Source organism: Kineococcus mangrovi (assembly GCF_041320705.1).
Classification (GTDB): domain Bacteria; phylum Actinomycetota; class Actinomycetes; order Actinomycetales; family Kineococcaceae; genus Kineococcus; species Kineococcus mangrovi.
Genome location: NZ_JBGGTQ010000003.1, coordinates 189291 through 209931, shown reverse-complemented (window position 1 = coordinate 209931; position 20641 = coordinate 189291). Strand labels below are relative to the sequence as shown.

Annotated in this window: 22 protein-coding genes and 1 riboswitch; of the genes, 6 read left to right on the top strand and 16 right to left on the bottom strand. The window is 74.7% G+C overall.

The genetic code is table 11. The annotated features are described in order from the left end of the window. Nucleotides 1–69: 69 nt before the first annotated feature. Nucleotides 70–1986 (top strand): FAD/NAD(P)-binding protein, encoded by a 1917-nt coding sequence (locus AB2L28_RS07065; RefSeq protein WP_370718045.1) that lies wholly within the window; start codon nucleotides 70–72, stop codon nucleotides 1984–1986. Here the strand turns inward: AB2L28_RS07065 and AB2L28_RS07060 are convergent. The 10 genes from AB2L28_RS07060 to AB2L28_RS07015 all read right to left on the bottom strand — a co-directional run bounded on the left by AB2L28_RS07060 (nucleotide 1922) and on the right by AB2L28_RS07015 (nucleotide 11446). Continuing rightward, complete coding sequence (locus AB2L28_RS07060; protein ID WP_370718044.1) at nucleotides 1922–2731, bottom strand: class I SAM-dependent methyltransferase; 810 nt, start codon at nucleotides 2729–2731, stop codon at nucleotides 1922–1924. The two genes, AB2L28_RS07065 and AB2L28_RS07060, sit on opposite strands and share 65 nt — an antisense overlap. Before the next feature lie 16 nt (nucleotides 2732–2747). Continuing rightward, the gene (locus AB2L28_RS07055; protein ID WP_370718043.1) at nucleotides 2748–3965 is read right to left on the bottom strand and encodes a cobalamin-independent methionine synthase II family protein; all 1218 of its coding nucleotides are present in this window, start codon (nucleotides 3963–3965) and stop codon (nucleotides 2748–2750) included. Nucleotides 3966–4000: 35 nt separating this feature from the next. Next, nucleotides 4001–5209 carry an O-succinylhomoserine sulfhydrylase gene (locus AB2L28_RS07050; protein ID WP_370718042.1) on the bottom strand — a complete coding sequence of 403 codons (1209 nt, stop codon included), beginning with the start codon at nucleotides 5207–5209 and terminating at the stop codon, nucleotides 4001–4003. Then, on the bottom strand, nucleotides 5206–5607 hold the full coding sequence (locus AB2L28_RS07045) for a rhodanese-like domain-containing protein (RefSeq protein ID WP_370718377.1): 402 nt from the start codon (nucleotides 5605–5607) through the stop codon (nucleotides 5206–5208). Before AB2L28_RS07045 ends, AB2L28_RS07050 begins: the two co-directional genes overlap by 4 nt. Before the next feature lie 5 nt (nucleotides 5608–5612). Continuing rightward, nucleotides 5613–5712, bottom strand: a riboswitch (SAM riboswitch). A gap of 163 nt (nucleotides 5713–5875) precedes the next feature. Next, entirely contained in the window at nucleotides 5876–6367 is a 492-nt protein-coding gene (locus AB2L28_RS07040; protein WP_370718041.1) for a GNAT family N-acetyltransferase, read from the bottom strand. A 34-nt stretch (nucleotides 6368–6401) separates the two neighbouring features. After that, nucleotides 6402–6833, bottom strand: a complete 432-nt coding sequence (sufU, locus tag AB2L28_RS07035) for a Fe-S cluster assembly sulfur transfer protein SufU (RefSeq protein ID WP_370718039.1) — start codon at nucleotides 6831–6833, stop codon at nucleotides 6402–6404. Between the two features lie 24 nt (nucleotides 6834–6857). Then, a complete protein-coding gene (locus tag AB2L28_RS07030) occupies nucleotides 6858–8192 on the bottom strand; it encodes a SufS family cysteine desulfurase (RefSeq protein ID WP_370718038.1) in 1335 nt (444 codons plus the stop codon). Next, a complete protein-coding gene (locus AB2L28_RS07025) occupies nucleotides 8189–8977 on the bottom strand; it encodes a DUF1684 domain-containing protein (protein ID WP_370718037.1) in 789 nt (262 codons plus the stop codon). The genes AB2L28_RS07030 and AB2L28_RS07025 overlap by 4 nt, the downstream gene beginning before the upstream one ends. Nucleotides 8978–8987: 10 nt before the next feature. Next, entirely contained in the window at nucleotides 8988–10355 is a 1368-nt protein-coding gene (locus tag AB2L28_RS07020) for an NtaA/DmoA family FMN-dependent monooxygenase (RefSeq protein WP_370718036.1), read from the bottom strand. Beyond that, nucleotides 10352–11446 carry an LLM class flavin-dependent oxidoreductase gene (locus AB2L28_RS07015; protein WP_370718035.1) on the bottom strand — a complete coding sequence of 365 codons (1095 nt, stop codon included), beginning with the start codon at nucleotides 11444–11446 and terminating at the stop codon, nucleotides 10352–10354. The genes AB2L28_RS07020 and AB2L28_RS07015 overlap by 4 nt, the downstream gene beginning before the upstream one ends. A 232-nt stretch (nucleotides 11447–11678) precedes the next feature. Between AB2L28_RS07015 and acs the strand changes: the two genes are divergently transcribed. After that, nucleotides 11679–13613 carry an acetate--CoA ligase gene (gene acs, locus AB2L28_RS07010; protein WP_370718034.1) on the top strand — a complete coding sequence of 645 codons (1935 nt, stop codon included), beginning with the start codon at nucleotides 11679–11681 and terminating at the stop codon, nucleotides 13611–13613. Nucleotides 13614–13761: 148 nt separating this feature from the next. Here acs and ndk read toward each other — a convergent pair whose 3' ends face one another. Beyond that, on the bottom strand, nucleotides 13762–14205 hold the full coding sequence (ndk, locus tag AB2L28_RS07005; protein ID WP_370718033.1) for a nucleoside-diphosphate kinase: 444 nt from the start codon (nucleotides 14203–14205) through the stop codon (nucleotides 13762–13764). A 51-nt stretch (nucleotides 14206–14256) separates the two neighbouring features. Between ndk and AB2L28_RS07000 the strand changes: the two genes are divergently transcribed. Further along, nucleotides 14257–15000, top strand: coding sequence for an AraC family transcriptional regulator (locus AB2L28_RS07000; protein WP_370718032.1), 744 nt, complete (start codon nucleotides 14257–14259; stop codon nucleotides 14998–15000). Here AB2L28_RS07000 and AB2L28_RS06995 read toward each other — a convergent pair. Then, the gene (locus tag AB2L28_RS06995) at nucleotides 14937–15347 is read right to left on the bottom strand and encodes a VOC family protein (protein ID WP_370718031.1); all 411 of its coding nucleotides are present in this window, start codon (nucleotides 15345–15347) and stop codon (nucleotides 14937–14939) included. The genes AB2L28_RS07000 and AB2L28_RS06995 overlap by 64 nt on opposite strands. An 80-nt stretch (nucleotides 15348–15427) precedes the next feature. Between AB2L28_RS06995 and AB2L28_RS06990 the strand changes: the two genes are divergently transcribed. From AB2L28_RS06990 to AB2L28_RS06980, 3 genes are all read left to right on the top strand, one after another. Continuing rightward, nucleotides 15428–15676, top strand: a complete 249-nt coding sequence (locus AB2L28_RS06990; RefSeq protein WP_370718030.1) for a hypothetical protein — start codon at nucleotides 15428–15430, stop codon at nucleotides 15674–15676. Nucleotides 15677–15772: 96 nt separating this feature from the next. Then, the gene (locus AB2L28_RS06985; RefSeq protein ID WP_370718029.1) at nucleotides 15773–17242 is read left to right on the top strand and encodes a sugar porter family MFS transporter; all 1470 of its coding nucleotides are present in this window, start codon (nucleotides 15773–15775) and stop codon (nucleotides 17240–17242) included. Further along, nucleotides 17239–17904, top strand: a complete 666-nt coding sequence (locus AB2L28_RS06980) for a maleylpyruvate isomerase N-terminal domain-containing protein (protein ID WP_370718028.1) — start codon at nucleotides 17239–17241, stop codon at nucleotides 17902–17904. Before AB2L28_RS06985 ends, AB2L28_RS06980 begins: the two co-directional genes overlap by 4 nt. Nucleotides 17905–17916: 12 nt before the next feature. Here the strand turns inward: AB2L28_RS06980 and AB2L28_RS06975 are convergent, their stop codons facing one another. Genes AB2L28_RS06975 through AB2L28_RS06960 form a run of 4 tightly spaced genes read right to left on the bottom strand, consistent with a single transcriptional unit; the run spans nucleotide 17917 to nucleotide 20621 of the window. After that, nucleotides 17917–18258 (bottom strand): hypothetical protein, encoded by a 342-nt coding sequence (locus AB2L28_RS06975; protein ID WP_370718027.1) that lies wholly within the window; start codon nucleotides 18256–18258, stop codon nucleotides 17917–17919. Nucleotides 18259–18289: 31 nt separating this feature from the next. Then, on the bottom strand, nucleotides 18290–18763 hold the full coding sequence (locus AB2L28_RS06970) for a GNAT family N-acetyltransferase (RefSeq protein ID WP_370718026.1): 474 nt from the start codon (nucleotides 18761–18763) through the stop codon (nucleotides 18290–18292). Beyond that, on the bottom strand, nucleotides 18760–19119 hold the full coding sequence (locus tag AB2L28_RS06965; protein ID WP_370718025.1) for a DUF4233 domain-containing protein: 360 nt from the start codon (nucleotides 19117–19119) through the stop codon (nucleotides 18760–18762). Before AB2L28_RS06965 ends, AB2L28_RS06970 begins: the two co-directional genes overlap by 4 nt. Further along, the gene (locus AB2L28_RS06960) at nucleotides 19116–20621 is read right to left on the bottom strand and encodes a bifunctional folylpolyglutamate synthase/dihydrofolate synthase (RefSeq protein WP_370718376.1); all 1506 of its coding nucleotides are present in this window, start codon (nucleotides 20619–20621) and stop codon (nucleotides 19116–19118) included. Before AB2L28_RS06960 ends, AB2L28_RS06965 begins: the two co-directional genes overlap by 4 nt. Nucleotides 20622–20641: the final 20 nt, after the last annotated feature.

Sequence of the window (20641 nt, the reverse complement as noted above, 5' to 3'; positions counted from 1 at the left end):
ACCCACACCGCCACGTGTCGCTGAGGAACGTCCCGGAGTCCCCTCCACCCCTCCTCCTCGGGAGCCCACGTGCGTCTCACCCTGCTCTTCGTCGGCGCCGGTCCGCGCACCCTCGGCGTGCTCGACCGGTTGTCCGCGCACGCCGCCGCGACCGGAGCCGCGGTGGACGTGCACGTCGTCGACCCCCACCCGGCGGGGGCCGGACGCGTCTGGCGCGCCGACCAGGACCCCCTGCTGTGGATGAACTCGCGCGCCGCGGACGTCACCGTGCTGCCCGACGCGTCCTCCCGGCTCGAGGGGCCCGTGCGCACCGGACCGACCCTGCACGCCTGGCTCGAGGCGCACCGCACCGCGCTCGCCGAGGAGTTCGCCCGCACCGGCCAGGACGCCCTGCGGCGCGAGGTCCTGTCCGTGCACGAGGACACGTTCGTCTCCCGGGCCCTCGGCAACCGGTACCTGCGCTGGGCGTGGGACCGCGTCGTCGCGGGGCTCCCCGCGGGGGTGCGGCTGACGGTGCACCGCACCCGCGTCGTGGACGTGCTCGACGACCAGCGGGGCACGGACCGCCAGCACGCCGTGCTCGAGGACGGCACCACGCTCGACGTGGACGGGGTCGTCCTGGCGCAGGGGCACCCCGACGTGGTCCCGGGGCCGCGCGAGGTGGCGGCGCGGGAGTTCGCCGCCCGGCACGGGCTCGGGTACGTGGCCCCCGGCTACACGAGCGACCTCGGGCTGAGCGACGACGAGGAGACCCTGCCGCCCGGCCGCGACGTCCTGGTGGCGGGGATGGGCCTGGCCTTCGTCGACCTGCTCGTGCTGCTGACGCAGGGCCGGGGCGGCCGGTTCGAGGAGACCCCCGACGGTCCCGTCTACCACCGCAGCGGCCGGGAACCGGTGCTGCACGTGGGGTCGCGCCGCGGGGTCCCCTACCGCTCGAAGATCACCTACCAGCTCACCGAGCGGCCGGTGCTGCCCCGGTTCCTCACCGAGCAGGAGTTGCCGTCGCGCCCGGTGCTGGGCCTGCGGCGGGACGTGTGGCCGCTCGTGGCCAAGGAGCTCGCCGGTGCGCACTACGCCGAGCTGTTCCGCGCCCACCCGGGGCGGACCACCCTGGACCCGGCGGAGTTCGACCGCCGGTTCGCGACCGCCCGCTGGGGGGACCCGGACCTGGACGCCCTCGTCGCGCAGGCCGTCCCCGCCGCCGAGGACCGCTTCGACCTGCGCCGGCTGGACCGGCCGCTCGACGGGTGGTGGGCCCCGACGGGAGCAGCCGTGCACGACCGCGTCCGGGCCCACGTCGCCGCGGACGTCGAACGCAGGGGGGACCCGCGGTTCAGCATGGACGCGGCCGTGTTCTCCGCGCTGCTGTCCTGCTACGTCACCGTCGCCGGGCTCGCGCACGCGGGACGCCTGGACGACGACTCGGTGGCCGAGGTCGACGGCTGGTGGCACGGGTTGTTCAGCTACGTGGCGTCGGGGCCACCGCCGCGGCGCCTGCGCGAGCTGCTGGCGCTGGCCGACGCCGGGGTCGTCCGGTTCCTCGGCGCAGACGTCCGGTTCGCGCCCGACGAGGTCGGCGGGTGCTGGACCGCCCGCTCGTCGAACTCGCCCGACGCGACCAGCGCGGCCGTGCTCGTCGACGCCCGGCTGCCCCGGGCGCACGTCACCGAGAGCGCGGACCCGTTGCTGCGCAACCTCAGCGGCCGGGGGGAACTCAGCGAGCTCGCCGGCGGGAAGCTCGTCGTGGACACCGAGCAGCGCCTGGTCCACGCCGACGGCACCGTCCACCCGGGGCGGTTCGCGGTCGGGCCGTGGGTGGCGGGCGGCGGGTGGGCCGCGGCGTTCGCCCGACCCGGTCTGGACGCGGGGTTCTTCCGGCTCAACGACCGCGTGGCGCGTGGTCTGCTGGGCCTGGGTGCGGTCAGCGTCGTCGGCCCGCGCGCAGCCAGTACCGCGCCGTCCCGGCGAACGACGGCCGCCCGCTGAGGTCCACCTCGAGCTCCTCGAGGTCGGCCGCCACCCGGTCGTCCACCCGTTCGGCGCCCTCCAGCAGGGCGGTGACGGCCAGGACCCCGGCGCTGCCGACGACGTCGCAGCCGGCGTCGTCGAGGGCGTCCTCGACGAACTCCGGCGACAACCGCAGCGCGGTGTGCCCGGTGGCGGGATCGCTCGCGCGGTCGGCGTCCAGAGCCACCCACGCGGCGGCGGGCCCCCGGTGCAGGACGGTCGCGAGGACATCGGCCGGCGGGTTCGGCGCCAGCAGCGACACGAGCCCGCCGGGTCGCACGGACGAAACGAGGGTCGCCACGTCGGCCCGGACCTGCGCGTGCGAGGCCCTGTGCTGCAGCACGTCGTGGCAGAGCACGACGTCGAAGGAACCCGACCCGCCCTCCCGGTGCCGGGTGAGGGCGGCCAGCGCGGTGAGGTCCTCCAGGTCGGCCGCCACCGTGTGCACGCGGTCGGCGACCCCCGCGGCGCCGGCGGCGGCCCGGGCCAGCGCCAGCATCTGCGGTGAGCGGTCCAGGACCGTCACGTCGTGCCCCGCCAGGGCGAAGGGCAACGCGTCGCGGCCGTCGCCGCCCCCGGCGTCCAGGACGCGCAGGCCCTCACCGAGGTCGGCGGTCCAGGACCGCAGCAGCCGGGCCACGACGTGGTAACGCAGCCGGCCCCAGGGCGAGTCCTGCCACAGGGCCCAGGCCGCGTCCCCCGCGGGCCCGCTCGTGGGTGTCACGGCGTGCTCACCCGGCTCACCGGAACAGTCGGGACCCGGCGATCCGGGCGCCCTCCCCCAGGGCCGCGAGCTTGGCCACGGCGATCTGGGGGTGGATGCGGCCGCCGAGCCCGCAGTCGGTGGAGGCGACGACGTTCTCCGCGCCGACGACGGAGGCGAACCGCTCGATGCGGTCGGCGACGAGTTCGGGGTGCTCCACGACGTTCGTCGCGTGGCTGACGATCCCGGGCACGATCCTCTTGCCGGCCGGCAGTTCGACGTCGCGCCAGACCTTCCACTCGTGCTCGTGCCGCACGTTGGCGGCCTCGAAGGAGTACGACCCCGCGTCGATCTCGAGCATGAGGTCGACGATGTGCCGGAACTCGACGTCGGTGGTGTGCGGACCGTGCCAGCTGCCCCAGCACAGGTGGAACCGCACCTGCTCCGGGGGCAGCCCGCGCAGGGCGTGGTTCAACGCCTCGACGCGGATCCGGGTGAAGGCGCGGTAGTCCTCCACGGAGGGTTCGGGGTTGATCTGGTCCCAGTTTTCCGCGATGGACGGGTCGTCGATCTGCACGGTGAGCCCGGCGTCGACGACCGCGCGGTACTCCTCGCGCATGACGTCCGCCCACGCCCAGATGTGCTCCTCCTCGGTCGCGTAGTACCGGTTGGAGATGCGCGCCCCGCTGCCCGGCGACAGCGAGGTGATGAAACCCTCCTCGACCCCGGCCGCGGCCAGGCCGGCCTTGAGGTTGGCGATGTCGGAGGCGATGGCTCCCTGGCCCGTGTAGGACAGCGGGCCGGTCGTGGCGGGGAACGCCGTCGCGGTCTCACCCGTCGAGATCCCCGACGCCGGGTCGGTGTACGCGTCGCGGAAGATCGTCCAGTCCCGCCGGTCGGGGAAGCTCGTGAGCCGGACGTCGCCCGGCGCGGACCGGACGACCGGCTGGGTGAACAGGTCCTCCCCCGTCACCTCCAGACCCGCCACGCGCTGGAACGAGTAGGACCACCAGGCGCCGTAGTCGACGGCGCTCGTCATCGCCTTGCCGTACTCCCCGTCGCCGACGACCGTCACGCCGAGGTCGCGCTGGCGGCGCACGAGGTCGACGACGGCGTCGGTGAGCAGCGCCTCGAACTCGGGGGTGCGCTCGAGGGTGAAACCGTCCGCGGCGAGCGTGCGGGCCTCGTTGGCGGCGATGAGTTCCGCGGTGCGCGGGAGGCTGCCGGCGTGGGAGACGGGGACGGACCTGGTCACGGGTGGGGCTCCGATCGGGAGGGGTGTCAGGGGTGTCAGGGGCGCGGGGTCGCGCGGGTGAGGGCGTGGTCGAGGTCCTCCAGGAGGTCCTCCACGTCCTCGAGGCCGACGGACAGGCGCAGGACGCCGTCGGTCAGGCCGATGGCGGCGCGGCCGTCCGGACCGAGCCGGCGGTGCGTCGTCGTCGCCGGGTGGGTGGCCAGGGACTTGGCGTCACCGAGGTTGTTGGAGATGTCGACGACCTGCAGGGCGTCGAGGACCTCGAAGGCGCGCTCCTTGCCGCGGCCCTGCGGGGCGTCGAGCTCGAACGTCACGACGGTGCCGCCGAGGTCCATCTGCCGCCGCGCGAGGTCGACCTGCGGGTGGCTGTCCAGCACGGGGTAGCGCACCCAGCGGATCCCGGGTCGCCGTTCCAGGTGCTCGGCGATCCGCAGCGCGTTCGCCGACGAGTGCCGCACCCGCAGGCTGAGGGTTTCCAGGCCCTTCGCCAGGGTCCAGGCGTTGAAGGGGCTGAGCGTCGGCCCGGTGTGCCGGGTGAGTTCCCGGAACCGCCCGCCGAGGAACTCCTCGGAGCCGAGGACCGCCCCGCCCATGACGCGCCCCTGGCCGTCGATGTGCTTCGTCGCGGAGTACACGACGACGTCCGCGCCGAACCGCAACGGGCGCTGCCCGACCGGGGACGCGAACGCGTTGTCGACGACGACGGTCGCCCCGGCCTCGTGCGCGAGCTCGGAGACCGCCGCGACGTCGACGAGGGTCTGCATCGGGTTGGCCGGGGTCTCGAAGAACACCGCCTGGGCTCCCGGGGCCAGGGCCCGTTCCCACTGCCCGAGGTCCTCACCGTCGACGAACACCGTCTCCACGCCCCAGCGGGGCAGGACCTCGTCGAGGACGACGAAGCAGGACCCGAAGAGGCTGCGGGCCGCGACGACCCGGTCGCCCGCCCCGAGGAGGGCGGCGAGGGCGTAGAACACGGCGGACATGCCGCTGGCCAGGCCGTAGCAGGCCTGCGCCCCCTCCAGCTGCCGCAGCCGCTCCGTGAACACCGACACCGTCGGGTTGCCGTAGCGGGAGTAGACGTACCGGTCGACGTCGCCGGCGAAGGCCGCCTCCGCCGCGGCGGCGCTCTCGTACACGTAGCCCGACGTGAGGTACATCGCCTCGGCCGTCTCCTCGAACGGGGAGCGGGCCAGCCCGCCGCGGACGGCCGCGGTGTCCGGTCGCCGGTCCCGCCGTCCGCTCACGACTGCCGCCAGGGCAGCCCCGCGGCCCGCCAGCCGGTGCCGCCGCGGTGCCCCTCCTCGTCCAGCGGTCCCTCGAAACCCTCGAGCACGTTGTAGCTGGGCCCGATCCCGGCCGCCGTCGCGGTGTCGGCCGCGCCGACGGACCGCTGCCCGGAACGGCACAGGAAGACGACCGCGCGGTCCGCGCCCGGCGTGATGCCCGCGGCGGCCAGTTCCCCGAGGAAGCGCCCGGGGTCGACGGGCAGCCACGAGACGAGGACCGGGTCGCGGTCCAGACCGCTCGGGACCCCCACGAAGCGCCACTCCGCCTCGGTGCGCACGTCCACGAGGACGGCGTCCGGGTCGTCCTGCACCAGGTCGAAGGCCTCACGCGGGGTGAGGTCGCCGGCGTAGCCCACTGTTCCTCCCATCGGTCCTGGCATGAGCACCCTCCGGGACGCGGTGCGTCCCCGGGGTTGCTGCGGCGTCGACGAGCCAGGTCTCTCGGCCGCTCTGGATGGTCCGGTCAGCCTAGGGCATCGCCGGCCGTGCCCGACGCCCCGGCGAGGCGCCGGACGACGGGAGGTGGCTGCCCGACACCTCGACCCCCTCGACCACGACGGTGGTGCGCCCGTCCCGGAGCCGGGTGGACTCCGCGACGACCCCGGCCCCCGGACCGCGGGTCGCTCACAGGAAGCGGTGCATGACGTGCAGCCCCACGTAGCCGTGCTCGGGGTGGTCGAAGGCCTGCGGGACGGTGCCGACGACCGCGAACCCCAGGGACCGCCACAGCGCCACGGCGGCGGTGTTGGTCTCCACCACGGCGTTGAACTGCATCGCCAGGAAGCCCCGCTCGCGCGCCCGGGCGACGACGTGCTCCCCCAACGACCGACCCACACCGCGGCCGCGGGCGGCCGGCGCCACCATGAAGCTCGCGGTGGCGACGTGGGAGCCGGCACCGGGCCGGTTCGGCCCGCACCTCGCGGTCCCGAGGACCGTCCCCGTCCCCTCCTCGACGGCGACGACCGTCGCCCAGGGCGGCGCACCGACCCACTCGGCGCGGGCCCGGTCCGAGGTCAGCCCCCGCGGCAGCGCGTACGTCTCGCCGTCGGCGACGATCTCGTCGAAGAAGGGCCAGATGCCGGCCCAGTCGGCCTCGGTGTAGTCGCGGATCTGCACGGGGGAACGGTAACCACCGCGACCGGCGCGTCCTTCAGGCGCGCAGCACCGCGTCGGCCAGCGCCGACCAGCTGAGCAGCGCGCACTTCACGCGGGCCGGGTACCTGGCGACCCCGGCGAAGGCGACGGCGTCGCCGAGGACCTCCTCGTCGCCGGGGTCCTCACCGCGGCTGGTGAGCATGTGCTGCACCGCCTCGCGCAGCTCGCCCACCTCGGCGACGGACCGGCCGACGACGAGCCCGTGCAGCACCGAGGCCGAGGCCCGGCTGATGGAGCAGCCGAGCGCGTCGTAGGACACGTCCCCCACGACCGGAGCGCCACCGGCGTCGTCGAGGCGGACCCGCAGCGTGATCTCGTCCCCGCACGTGGGGTTCACGTGGTGGGACTGCGCGCCGAACGGCTCCCGCAACCCCTCGCCGTGCGGACGCTTGGAGTGCTCGATGATCAGCTGCTGGTACAGGTCCACGCGCGTCAGGTTCTCACGGGGGGTTCAGCCGAACAGGTCGCGCGCCCGGTGCAGACCCCGCAGCACCGCGTCGACGTCCGAGGGCTGGTTGTAGGGCCCGAAGCTGACGCGCGTCGTCGCCGCGACCCCGAAGCGCCGGTGCAGCGGCCAGGCGCAGTGGTGACCGACGCGCACCGCGACACCCTCGTCGTCGAGCAGCTGCCCGACGTCGTGGGCGTGGACCTGCAGGTCCGGACCGTCCACGACGAAGGAGACCAGGCCCACGCGGTCGGCGGCGTCGAGGGGCCCGAGGACGCGGATCCAGGGCAGTTCCGCGAGCTCGGCGAGGAGCTGGGCCGTGAGGGCGCGTTCGTGCGCCTCCACGCGCGCGACCCCGGTCCCGTCCGGTCCGAGGCCGCGCAGGAAGTCCACGGCCGCGTGCAGGCCGACGGCCTGGGCGGTCATCGGCACACCGGCCTCGAACTTCTGCGGCGCCGGGGCGAACGTCGAGCGTTCCATCCGGACGAGCTCGATCATCGAGCCGCCGGTGAGGAACGGGGGCATGGCCTCGAGCAGTTCCGCGCGCCCCCACAGGACACCGACGCCGGACGGCCCCAGCACCTTGTGCCCCGAGAAGGCGGCGAGGTCGACGCCGAGGGACGGCAGGTCGACGGGCACGTGCGGGACGGACTGGCACGCGTCGAGCACGACGAGCGCGCCGACGCGGCGGGCGGCCGCGACGAGCTCGGCGACCGGCGCGATCGCGCCGAGGACGTTGGAGGCGTGCGCGAAGGCGACGACCTTCGTCCGCTCGGTCACCAGGGCGTCCAGCGCGCCGACGTCGAGGACGCCGCCGTCGGTGACGGGCACCCAGCGCAGCACCGCTCCGGTGCGGGCGCACAGCTCCTGCCACGGGACGAGGTTGGCGTGGTGCTCGGCCTCGGTGACGAGGAGCTCGTCGCCCTCGGCGAGCACGAACCGCGGGTCGAGAGCCTGCCCGGCCGGTGCCGAACCCCGCGCCGCGTAGGCGGTCGTGGTGCTGAACGCGTGGGCGACGAGGTTCAGCGACTCGGTCGCGTTCTTCGTGAACACGACCTCCTGCGCGGGGGCGCCGACGAACGCCGCGATCGCGGCCCGTGCGGCCTCGAAGTCGTCGGTGGCCTCCTCGGCGAGCTGGTGGGCCCCGCGGTGGACGGCGGCGTTGTGCGTCTCGTAGAACCGGCGCTCGGCGTCCAGGACGGCGCGGGGTTTGTGCGAGGTCGCCCCCGAGTCCAGGTACACCAGCGGTTTCCCGGAGCGCGTGGTGCGGCTCAGGATCGGGAACTGCGCCCGCAGGGCCTCCAGCTCGGCCGGGGGGAAACCTCCCGGGAGCACCGTCACCGCGGGTCCTTCTCCCCCGCCGCGACGGGGACGGTGAGCCGGTTCTCGGCCGGCGGCAGCGGGCACGTGGCGAAGTCGGTGAACGCGCACGGCAGGTTCTGCGCGCGGTTGAGGTCCAGGACCACCGGACCCGGCGTCGTCGGGACGGTGACCGACCGCGTCGTCCCCGTCGTCGTCACCCCGCTGGTGGCGTCCGTGAACAGGACGGTGCCGCCCTGGAACACCGTGAGCTGCTGGGGTCCGTCGAGGTCGAAGCGGACGACGCCGACGGCCCGGTGGTGGTGCTGCAGGCCCTCGACGACGGCGCCGACGACGACGTCCCGGACCTGCTCGTGGGGGACGAACTCGGCGGGCAGGACGTAGCGCTCGGAGAACTCGAAGACGGGCACGCCCGTGAACGACGCGAGCGTCGGGGCCTGCGGGTCGCGGACGCGCAGGGCGTGGTTCCCGCTGCGCTGCAAAACTTCCACCCGCCGCTGCCCCACCTCCAGGAGGGTCCCCGGTGCTCCCTCGGGGGTGTCGACGCGGACGGTGCCCTCGACAGGCGTCCCGTCGAGCGCGACTCCGTCCGCCGCGGTGGCGGTGACCTCGACCGCGCCGTCCACCGAGGCCCACCGGCCGGGCAGACCCTCGACGAGCGCGGCGTCGGCCCCGAGCCAGTGCAGGCCCGTGAGGCTCAGCCAGCCGTGCGGGGTCGACAGCACGGCCGTGCGCTCGGCGCGCCACGCGTCCCGGGCGGCCCGGGCCGCGTCGAGGGTTCCCTCGTCGATCGTCGTGGTGGTCATCTGCTGCTCCTCAGGCGGTGCGGGGGGCGGGGTCGAGCGCGCGGGACGCGTCGTGCGGGTGGGTCAGTCCGAGGTGCTCGCGCAAGGTCGTCCCGGTGTACTCCGTGCGGTACGCGCCGCGTTCCTGCAGCAGCGGGACGACGCGGTCGACGAACTCGTCCAGACCGGTCGGGGTGAGGTGCGGCACGAGGATGAACCCGTCGCAGGCGTCGGCCTGCACGTACTCGTCGATCTCCGCGGCGACCTGCTCGGGCGTCCCGACGAACTGCTGCCTGCCGGAGACCTCGACGACGAGTTCCCGGGCGCTCCAGCCGTTCGCGGCGGCCAGCTCCCGCCACTCGCGGGCGACCTCGACCCGGTCGCGGGGGAAGCGGGTGCGGCCCTGGGCGATCGTCGCCGTGAGGTCGGGGTCCTGCACCGGCAGCGGCCCCTCGGGGTCGAACCCCGTGAGGTCCCGGCCCCAGACCTGTTCGAGGAACGCGACGGCCTGCTGGGGCCCGACCTGCTGGAACCGGATCGTCCGGGCGTTCTCGCGGGCCTCGGCCTCGGTGTCCCCGAGCACGAACGAGGCGCCGGGCAGGATGCGCAGGTCCTCGCCCGAGCGGCCGTTGCGGACGGCGCGGGCCCGCAGGTCCGCCGTGAAGCGGCGGCCCGCCTCGAGCGTGCCGTGCATCGTGAAGACGGCGTCGGCGTACGCGGCGCCGAACTCCCGGCCGTCGTCGGAGTCCCCGGCCTGGAACAGGACCGGGTGCCCCTGCGGGCTGCGCGGCAGCAACCCCGGGCCCCGGACGTCGAACTGCGGTCCGTGGTGCCCGACGTCGTGGACGTCGCGCGCGAAGACGCCGAGCTCCGGGTCGGCGACGAGGGCGCCCGGCCCCCAGGAGTCCCAGAACGCCCTGGCGACGTCGATCACCTCACGGGCCCGCACGTACCGGTCGGCGTGGGCAAGGTACCCGCCGCGGCGGAAGTTCTCGCCCGTGAACGCGTCCGAGCTCGTCACGACGTTCCACGCGGCCCGCCCGCCGGAGAGGTGGTCGAGGCTGGCGAACTGCCGCGCGACCTCGGCGGCCTCGTTGAACGTGGCGTTGATGGTCCCGGCCAGGCCGAGGTGCGTCGTGACCGCGGCCAGGGAGTTCAGGACCGTCAGCGTGTCCGGCCGGCCCACCACGTCCAGGTCGTAGATCGTGCCGCCCTGCTCGCGCAGGCGCAGGCCCTCGGCCAGGAAGAAGAAGTCCATGAGCCCGCGCTCGGCCGTGCGGGCCAGGTGCTCGAAGGAGGTGAAGTCGGTCTGACTGCCCGCCCGCGGATCGCGCCAGACGGTGGTCTGGTTGACCCCCGGGAAGTGGGCGCCCAGGTGGACCTGGCGCTTCGCGCTCACGCGGGGACCTCCCGGGCGTAGCGGCTGACGGGTCGGGGCAGGCCGAAGCGCTCCCGCAGGGTGGTGCCCCGGACGACGGGGCGGGGCAGCCGGGGCAGGACCTCGGCGGTCAGGACGTCGAGCGACCCGGGCAGGTCCAGCGGGACCGCGGCCACGCCGTCGACGCCCGCGGGCAGGGCCTGGACGAGGCCGCGGAACGTGTCCGGCGTCCCCACGTGCCGCAGCGTGCGCGGGGCGTGCCCGGGGCTCCACGCGTCGAGCTGCGCGGCGACACCGGCGGCCTCCCCCGCGCCCCGGCGCAGGAGGATCTCGACGTCGAGCAGGACGGTCGCGTCCGGCAGCCGGGCCGCCCACGCGGCGGCCCGCTCCGGGCTGGCGGTCTCCAGCCGGGCGACGTCGGCCTGCGCCGCGGCCAGCGCGAGGGACGGCTCGTCCCGCACGGGCACGACGACCAACGGCTGGCCCTGCGGTGAGCGGGGTGTGATGGAGGGACCCTTGACCGTGAAGAACCCGCCCGCGAAGTCGACGGGGTGCAGCTTGTCCCGGTCGACGTACCGGCCCGTCGCCAGGTCGCGGACCACCGCGTCGTCCTCCCAGGAGTCCCAGAGCCGGCGGGCGACGTCGACGGTCTCGGCCGCCTCCCGCCACAGCTCGTCCGCGGGCGCGACCGGCTTGCGGCCGAACAGGTCCGCCTCCGCGGGCGTCGTGGACACCTCGACCTGCCAGCCGGCGCGGCCCCGGCTCGTGAGGTCCAGCGTCGCGATCGCCTTCTGGGTGTGGAACGGCTCGGTGTGCGTCGCCGTGACGACGGGGACGAGCCCGGTGCGCCGGGTCAGCGGGGCGAGGTGGGCCGCGACGGCGACCGCGTCGAGGCGACCGCGCTGGTCGCGCTCGCCGGCCGACTGCAGGCGGTAGGCGTCGGGGACGACGAGGAGGTCGAGGTCGGCGGCCTCGACGGTCGCCGCCAGCCGCCGCCAGTGGGCGGCGGTGAACAGGTCCCCGGGACAGGCACCGGGCAGTCGCCAGGCAGCGGGGTGGCGGCCGGCGCCGTCGAGCTCGACGGCCCAGCGCAGGGGCGGGGGGAACGGCACGGGGCTCCTCGGGGTGGTCGTGACCTGCCGGGCGGCCCGGGAGGGGTCCCGGGCGGCGGAGCGGGTCAGCGACAGACGGCGGAGCGGGTGCGGCAGAGGTCGACGTGCCGGCGCTGGACGGCGACGAACGAACGCGCGGCAGCGGTGCCCGCACCCCCGGTCCTGTCCACGGGCCCACGGTACGGCGCGGCTACGCTGACGGCCAAGCCACCCGTGACCCCCCGGAGGACCCATGCCCGACGAGCTCGTCGTCCCGCCCCCGGCGGAGTTCGCCGCCCAGGCCAACGTCGGCGCGGACGAGTACGCGCGAGCCGCCGCGGACCCGCAGGCGTGGTGGGCCGAGCAGGCCCGGCGCCTGCAGTGGGACGAGCCCTTCACGACGGTGTTCGACGGCTCGACGCTGCCGACGGCGCGGTGGTTCACCGGCGGCAGGCTCAACGTGGCCGTCAACTGCGTCGACCGGCACGTGGCGGCCGGGCGCGGGGACAAGGTCGCGCTGCACTGGGAGGGCGAGCCGGGCGACTCCCGGACGATCACCTACGCGCAGCTGCAGGACGAGGTGTGCCGCCTCGCCAACGCGCTCGGCGAGCTCGGCGTCGGGCACGGCGACCGCGTCGTGCTGTACCTGCCGGTGCTGCCCGAGACCATCGTCACGACGATGGCGTGCGCCCGGATCGGCGCCGTCGTCTCCCTCGTGTTCGGCGGTTTCTCGGCCGAGGCGCTGCGGTTCCGCGTCGAGGACACCGGCGCCAAGCTCCTCGTCTGCACCGACGGGCAGTTCCGCCGCGGGAGCGCCGTGGCCGTCAAGGGCGCGGTGGACGCGGCGGTCGAGGGGCTCGACCACGTCGAGCACGTCCTCGTCCTGCGCCGCACCGGCGAGCTGACCCCCGACGTGCCGTGGAGCCCGGGCCGCGACGTGTGGTGGCACGACCTCGTCGACCGCCAGTCCCCCGAGCACGTCGCGCCGAGCTTCGACGCCGAGAACCCGCTGTTCATCATCTACACGTCGGGGACCACGGGGAAGCCGAAGGGCCTCGTGCACACCAGCGGCGGGTACCTGACGCACACGTCGTGGTCGCACTGGGCCGTGTTCGACGTCAAGGACGACGACGTCTACTGGTGCCAGGCGGACCTGGCGTGGGTGACGGCGCACTCGTACGAGATGTACGGGCCGCTGTCCAACGGCGTGACCCAGGTGATCTACGAGGGGTCGCCGCTGACGCCGCACCCGGGCCGGCACTTCGAGGTCATCGAGAAGTACGGGGTGACGATCTACTACACCGCCCCCACGCTCGTGCGGACGTTCATGAAGCACGGCCCCGAACTGCCCGCCCGGTTCGACCTGTCCTCGCTGCGGCTGCTGGGGTCCGTCGGCGAGGCCATCAACCCCGAGGCCTGGCTCTGGCTGCACCGCCACGTCGGTGGTGGGCGCTGCCCGATCGTCGACACGTGGTGGCAGTCCGAGACCGGCGCCGCCGTCGTGGCTCCCCTGCCCGGCGTCACACCGCTGAAACCCGGGTCGGGCACCGTCGCGCTGCCGGGGTTGTCGGCGACCGTCGTCGACGAGGCGGGCGAGGAGGTGGCACCGGGCGAGCAGGGGGTGCTGGTCATCACGGAACCCTGGCCGGGCATGGCCCGCACCGTGTGGCGCGACCACGCGCGGTTCGTCGAGAGCTACTGGGAACCGTACGCGGACCGGGGGTACTACCTCGCCGGGGACGCCGCCACGAAGGACGCCGACGGGTACGTCTGGATCGGCGGGCGCATCGACGACGTCCTCAACGTCTCGGGGCACCGGTTGTCGAGCATCGAGCTCGAGTCCGCCCTCGTCTCGCACCCGCGGGTGGCCGAGGCCGCCGTCGTCGGCGCGCCCGACGAGACGACGGGGCAGCGGATCGTCGCGTTCGTGATCCTGCGCGGCGAGGGGCCGCAGGACGTGGCGGCGGAACTGCGCGAGCACGTGGCGCAGCAGATCGGGCCGGTCGCCAAGCCCCGCGACGTCGTCGTCGTGCCGGACCTGCCTAAGACGCGGTCGGGCAAGATCATGCGCCGGCTCATGGCCGACATGACCGCCGGCCGCGGCGGCGGGGACGTGACCTCGCTGCAGGACGAGACCGCCCTCGCCGCCGTCGAGACGGCGTGGGCCGCGTACATGCGGTCGCGCTGACGGGCCCTGCGCCGGCCCCGGGGGTTCATCTCGTTGCCTCCCCGGGGCCGGTCATCGACCCCGGGGAGGCAACGAGGCCTCCGCGCGGTGGGCGGCCCGCCCCTCCTGCCCCTCTCGACCTCGGCCTGCCGCAGAACCCGTCGACCGCTCAGAGGTTCGGGAACCACAGACCGATCTCGCGGGCCGCGGACTCCTCGGAGTCCGAGCCGTGGACGAGGTTCTGCTGGACCTTCAGGCCCCAGTCGCGCCCGAGGTCGCCGCGGATCGTGCCGGGGGCGGCCGTGGTGGGGTCAGTCGTGCCGGCCAGCGAGCGGAAGCCCTCGATGACGCGGTGGCCCTCGACGACGGCCGCGAGGACGGGACCGGACAGCATGAACTCGACGAGGGGCTCGTAGAACGGCTTGCCCTCGTGCTCGGCGTAGTGGCCGGCGAGCAGCTCGCGCGTCGCGCTCCGCAGCTCGACGGCGACGAGGGTGTAGCCCTTGGCCTCGATGCGGCGCAGGACCTCCCCGGACAGGTTGCGCCGCACGCCGTCGGGCTTGACGAGGACGAGGGTGCGCTGGGCGGTGTTCGCGCTGGTGGTCTCGGTCACGCGGACGACCCTAGCGGGACGGGTGGTGTCTCCCGGGTGTGGACTGGGGGCGTGGACCGGACGGGTTACCGCGAGCGCACGTCGTCCGTCCCGGGCGCCGTCGTGTGGACCAGCGCCTCGGCCGGCGCGGACACCGGGCCGGTGCTGCCCGACGGCTGCATGGACCTGCTGTGGCGCAGCGACACCGAGCGCCTGCTCGTCGCAGGGCCCGACACCCGTCCCCAGTCCGGCGGGGCGGGGGCCGGGGTCCGCTGGACGGGTCTGCGGTTCGTCCCCGGGCACGCCCCCGCGGTGCTCGGGGTGCGGGCCGAGGAGCTGCGGGACCGCCGCGTCGACCTGGCCGACCTCTGGGGCGCGGCCCGCGTCCGCCAGCTCACCGCGACGGTCGCCGCGAGCGCCGCCCCCGGGGCCGTCCTGGAGGCCGTCGCCGGGGCCGGGCCCGCCTGCGACCCGGCCCTGGACCACGTCGTGCGGGCCCTGGCCGCGGGCCGCCGGGTGGCGGCGGTCGCAGCCGACCTCGACGTCAGCGAGCGGACGCTGCACCGGCGCAGCCTGGCCGCGTTCGGGTACTCGCCCCAGCTCCTCGCGCGGGTCCTGCGCTTCCGCCGGGCCCTGGCGGCGTTGCGGGCCGGTCACCCGCCCGCCGAGGTGGCCGCCGGGCTCGGTCTCACCGACCAGGCGCACCTGACGCGGGAGGTGCGCCGGTTCGGCGGGACGACGCCCGGTGCGCTTCAGCCCGGCAGCGGCGCGAACAGGTCGACCGACCCGCCGTCGGGGTCGAGCACCGTCGCGTAGCGCTGCCCCCACACCGCGTCGAACGGGGCGAGGTGGACGCGTGCCCCGGCGTCCACGAGTTCCGCGAGGAGCGCGTCGACGTGCGCCGGGCTCGCGCAGCGGAACGCGAGGCTGGTCCGGTTGCCGGCGGCCTCCCGCGAGTACGAGGGGTCGAAGGACCGGATGGTCTCCTCGGTGTCCCACGCCAGGCGCAGACCGCCGGGCAGCGTCGTCTCGACGTGCGGGGCGTCGTCGGCCTCGGCGGGCAGGTCGAGGCCGAGACGGCGGTAGAAGGACAGCGAGGCGGCCATGTCGGCGACGACGAGGCCGACGAGGTCGAGGCGGGGTGCGGGCGGCTGGTCGCTCATGCCCCCAGCCTGGTGCGGCCGGGGCTCCGCGTCTTGCACGCATCGGACACCTCGTGCGCGCGGTGCGCCAGGATGTCGGGGTGCGACACGACCGCGAGGACACCGCCGCCCAGGAGGAGGCGCTGCGCGCCGCCCGCGACGAGGCCGCGCACGTCCTCACCGAGCTCGCCGCCGAGGCGCGGTCCCTGTCGAAGGCCTACGCCGGGCGCACGGCCCGGCTGCCCGACGGCTCGGCGCTCGCGGGGCTCGTGGACGCCGCCCGCCGCGCCGAGGAAGCCGTCGACATGGCCGCGCACGACCTCGCCACCGCGCGCGGCGAGGACGCCTGACCGTTCCCTGGGCGTTCGGCGTGCGCAGATCGTGTCCCGGGCGGACCATCGGGGACGGGCTCCGGCTCGGGGCTCCAGGCACCGAGGGAGAACCGCATGAGTTCGGAGAGCGCGCAGGGGCGCGGCGGCGACGTCCACGCCGAGGACGAGGACCCGAGGCACACCACCGTGAAGGTGGTGATGATCTCGATCGTGGCGGCCATCGGCGGCTTCCTCTTCGGCTTCGACACCTCCGTCATCAACGGGGCCGTCCAGGCGGTGACCAACCAGTTCACGCTGTCGGAGGGTCTCTCGGGGTTCGCCGTCTCCTGCGCCCTGCTCGGCGCAGCCGTCGGCGCCTGGTTCGCCGGCCGCCTCGCCGACCGCTTCGGCCGCAAGTCGATCATGGTGACGGGCGGTCTCCTGTTCGCGGTCAGCGCCGTCGGATCGGCGTTCGCCTTCGCCGTGTGGGACCTCATCCTCTGGCGCGTCGTCGGCGGGCTGGGCGTCGGCGTCGCCTCCGTCATCGCCCCGACCTACATCGCCGAGGTCGCTCCGGCCCGCATCCGCGGCCGTCTCGCCTCGCTGCAGCAGCTCGCGATCACGGTCGGCATCTTCGTCGCCCTGCTGTCCGACAAGATCATCGCCGACTCGGCCGGTGGTGCTGAGAACTCGACCTGGCTGGGCTGGGAGGCCTGGCGGTGGATGTTCCTCGTCGGCATCGTCCCCGCGGTCGTCTGGGCCGTCCTGGCCCTGGGCGTCCCGGAGTCCCCGCGCTACCTCATCGCCCAGAACCAGACCGAGCGCGCCGGAGAGGTCCTGCGTCAGGTGCTCGGCACGCGCAGCATGGACGCGGTGCACCGCAAGGTCTCGGAGATCAAGATTTCGATGCGGCGCGAGCACGACCCGAGCCTGCGCGACCTGCGCGGCCCGAGGTTCGGCCTGCTGCCCGTCGTGTGGGTCGGGATCCTGCTGTCGGTCCTGCAGCAGGGCGTCGGCATCAACGTGATCTTCTACTACTCCACGACCCTGTGGCAGGCCGTCGGGTTCCAGGAGTCCGACGCGTTCACCACGTCGGTCATCACCTCGGTCACCAACGTCGTCGTCACGTTCATCGCCATCGCCCTCGTGGACAAGATCGGCCGCAAACCGCTGCTGACCGCGGGGTCGGCGGGCATGTTCGTCTCCCTCACCGTCATGGCGGTCGCGTTCTCCCAGGCCGGCGGCACCGCGGACAACCCCAGCCTGCCCGCCCCGTGGGGCACCATCGCGGTGATCGCCGCCAACGTCTACGTCATCTCGTTCGGCGCGACGTGGGGCCCGGTCGTCTGGGTGCTGCTCGGGGAGATGTTCCCCAACAAGATTCGCGCCGCCGGTCTCGCCGTGGCGGCGGCCGCGCAGTGGCTGGCGAACTTCGCCATCTCCACGAGCTTCCCGGCCCTGGCGGGGGCCGGGCTGCAGTTCGCCTACGGCCTCTACGCCCTCATCGCGCTGCTGTCGTTCGTCTTCGTCCGCAAGGCGGTGCGCGAGACGAAGGGCAGGGAGCTGGAGGACATGGACGAGCCCGCACCGGCGTCGGCGCGGTGACGCTCCACCTGGGGCACGAGGAGGGTCGCGACGCCCTGCTCGACGAGCTCACCGAGTGGGAGCGGTTGCTGGGGGCGTTCGACGACCTCGACGCTCCCAGCCGGTGCGAGGGGTGGACGTGCGGGCAGGTGCTGGCCCACGTCCACCTCGGGTTGCAGGAGGTCGCGCTGGCCCTGCTGGCCGTCGACGGCCCGGGGGACCTCACGGTCGACGCCGCGGGGTACTGGGAGCGGTACCCGACGTCGACGGACCCCGCCGGGGAGGCCACGTTCCTGGCCGGCCTGGTCGCCGCGCACTCCGGGCCCACCGTCTTCACGGCTCACGTCGCCACGACCGTCCGCGGCCTGGCCCGAGGGGTCGAACGGGTCACCGAGGGCCGGATCGCGTTCCAGGACATGACGTTCTCCACCGGCGACTTCCTCGGCAGCTGGGCCGTGGAACTCGCCGTGCACCACCTCGACCTGGAACTCATCGCCGACCCGCCCGCGGCGAGCGCGCTGCACCTGGCCCGCCGCACGGTGGACGACCTCGCGGGCGGGGCGGTCCCCGCCGGCTGGGACGACGCCACCGTCGTCCTGGCCGGCACCGGCCGGGTCGCGCTCACCGGCTCCGAGGCCGAGCAATACCCGGGGCTGTCCGCGCGGTTCCCCGTCCTGCGCTGAGGGGACCGCACCTCAGCCGACGGGCACGACGTGCGCCCTGACGGTCCGGGCGTCGGCGTCCCCGGTGACCCAACCCCGCTGCCCGGCGAACGCGAGCATCCCCTCGAACCGCTCGTCCCACCCCGCGTCGGCACCCTCGGCGTGGGCGGTGTCCCGCAGCCAGGACACCGCGACGCGGACGTGCGCGGCCGCGACGTCGTCGCCCTCGGCGTCCAGCTCGCCCACCGGACCCAGGACGGCGGCCAGGTCGCTCACGGACGTGCCGGCGGGGACGGTCACGTCGAGGGACGTGACGACGTCGTGGTCCAGCAGTTCGGCGGGCTGGGCCGCGGTGGGGTCGACGGCGATGCGCACGGCGGGTTCCTCCGGTGCTCGGGCGTGGTCGTCACGGTCGGGACATCGAGACCTCGGGCACACCCGTCCCGGTGTCGACCTGCTCGCTGCCGGCCACGACGGTGAACCCGTGCCGAGCGTAGAACCTGCGGGCCCGCGCGTTGTCGCGGAACACCCGCAGGTGGGCCGGCCGCTCCCCCACCGCACGCCGCAGCAGCGTGTCCGCGACCCCGGTGCCGCGGACCACGGCCGCCACGTAGAGGCTCCGCAGTTCCCAGCTCGGCGCACCGGGCACCCAGCTCACGACACCGACGACCTCGGGTCCGTCGGGGCCGTCCACCTCGGCCAACGCGCAGCCGCGGGACCCCGTCCGCAGCGTCTGCGCCCACCGGGCCAGCCGTTCGGGCACGCGCTGCGTCCGCAGGTAGGTGTCGGGGACGAGACCCGCGTAGCACTCGTCCCACGTCCGGGTCTGGAACTGCGCCACGGCGACGGCGTCGTCGAGGACGACGTCACGGACGTTCACTCCTGCGCCATCCTCCGCGCGATCTCCGCCTGCTCCCGCTCGATGCGGTTGCCGACGACGATCGAGCAGATCCAGATGACCGCGAAGACCCCGCCGACGACGAACATCAGCGGCACCACGAAACCCCCGGCGACGATGACCACCTGGAGGACCCACCCCAGCGCGTAGCCGCCGCGGCGCCGCAGCATCCCCGCCGCGAGCAGGCACAACAGCACGAGCACGCCCCCGACGAGGAGGTACGTCGAGCTGCGCTGCTCCATGGGCACGAGCCCGTAGGCCACGAGCGTCGCGAAGAACACGACGAGCGCCTCGCTGCCGAGGGTCGTCGCGGCCATGAGCCGCTTGGGGTTCCTCACTGCTTGCCCTTCCCCAGCAACGCGCGGGCGTCCCCGGCGAGCACGACCGACCCGGCGACGACGACCCCCGCCCCGGACCCCCCGATGCCGCCACCGGCGCCCGCCTCGGCCTCGGCGAGGTCCACGGCCGTCGCGACGGCCTGGTCGAGGCGTTCGACGACGTGCACGCGGTCCTCCCCGAACACGTCCTCGGCCAGTTCGGCCAGCTCGGCCGGTTCCATCCCGCGCGCCGAGCTCGACCGGGTGACGACGACCTCCGCCAGGACCGGTTCGAGGGCCTGCAGCACCCCCTCGACGTCCTTGTCGGCCATGACCGCCACGACGCCGACGAGCCGGCTGAGCGTGAACGCCTCGGCGATCGCGGTGGCCAGGGCCTGCGCACCGGCCGGGTTGTGCGCGGCGTCGGCCAGGATGAGCGGCGACGTGCGCAGCACCTCGAGCCGTCCCGGGGAGGAGACGTCGGCGAACGCGGCCTCGACGAGGCCGGGTGACAGCGTTCCGCCGGGCAGCGCGAGCAGCGCCTCGGCCGCCGACAGCGCCACGGCGGCGTTCTCGGCCTGGTGGGCCCCGTGCAGGGGCAGGAACACGTCGGCGTACAGCCCGCCGCGCGTGCGCAGCGAGACCTGCTGCCCACCGACGGCCAGGGTGCGGTCCTCGACCCCGAAGTCGAAGCCCTCGCGCACGACGGTCACGCGCTCGGCGGCGGCCTTGGCCAGCAGCACCGCACCGGCCTCCTCCTCCTGCTTGCCCAGGACGACCGTCGCGCCGTGCTTGATGATCCCGGCCTTCTGCCCGGCGATCTCCTCCAGCGTCGAGCCGAGCCACGTCTCGTGGTCCATCGACACCGGGGTGATGACGGCGACGTCGGGTTGCACGACGTTCGTCGTGTCCCAGGTGCCCCCGAGGCCGGTCTCGATGACGGCCACGTCGACGGGGGCGTCCGCGAAGGCCGCGAACGCCATGAGGGTCAGCACCTCGAAGAAGCTCAGCCGCGGTTCGCCGCGCTCGGCGGCCCGTTCGTCGACGATCGACACCACGGGTTCGACGTCGTCCCAGGCCCGCACGAACGCGGCGTGGGAGATCGGGTCGCCGTCGATCGAGATGCGCTCGGTGATGTCGACGAGGTGCGGGCTGGTGAACCTGCCGGTCCGCAGGTCGTGCTCGCGGACCAGCCGTTCCACGACGCGAGCCGTGGACGTCTTGCCGTTGGTGCCGGCCAGGTGCACGACGCGGTAGGCGAGCTGGGGGTCGCCCAGCAGCCCGCACGCCTCGCGCACCCGGTCCAGCGTCGGGTGGATCCGGTGCTCGGGGTTGCGCTCGAGGACCTGCGCAACGACGTCGGAGAACCGGTCGTCCTCCTCCTCGACCGGGCCGGCCGCCACCAGCCGGCCGTCGGCGTTCACGCGCGGGGAGCGGTGGTCCTGCGGGACCCGCCCGCGGCGCAGGCCGTCCGTGCCGAACGCCTCCCCCGTGTCGTCGGTGCCGTCGCCGAGCGGGCCCATGAGCTCCTCGAGCTCGCGGT

Excerpts from the sequence above, each read along its gene's own strand:
- AB2L28_RS06995 (WP_370718031.1), bottom strand. The coding sequence starts at position 15,347 with ATGAGCGACCAGCCGCCCGCACCCCGCCTCGACCTCGTCGGCCTCGTC.
- AB2L28_RS06960 (WP_370718376.1), bottom strand. The coding sequence starts at position 20,621 with ATGGGCCCGCTCGGCGACGGCACCGACGACACGGGGGAGGCGTTCGGC.
- AB2L28_RS06985 (WP_370718029.1), top strand. The coding sequence starts at position 15,773 with ATGAGTTCGGAGAGCGCGCAGGGGCGCGGCGGCGACGTCCACGCCGAG.
- acs (WP_370718034.1), top strand. The coding sequence starts at position 11,679 with ATGCCCGACGAGCTCGTCGTCCCGCCCCCGGCGGAGTTCGCCGCCCAG.
- AB2L28_RS07025 (WP_370718037.1), bottom strand. The coding sequence starts at position 8,977 with ATGACCACCACGACGATCGACGAGGGAACCCTCGACGCGGCCCGGGCC.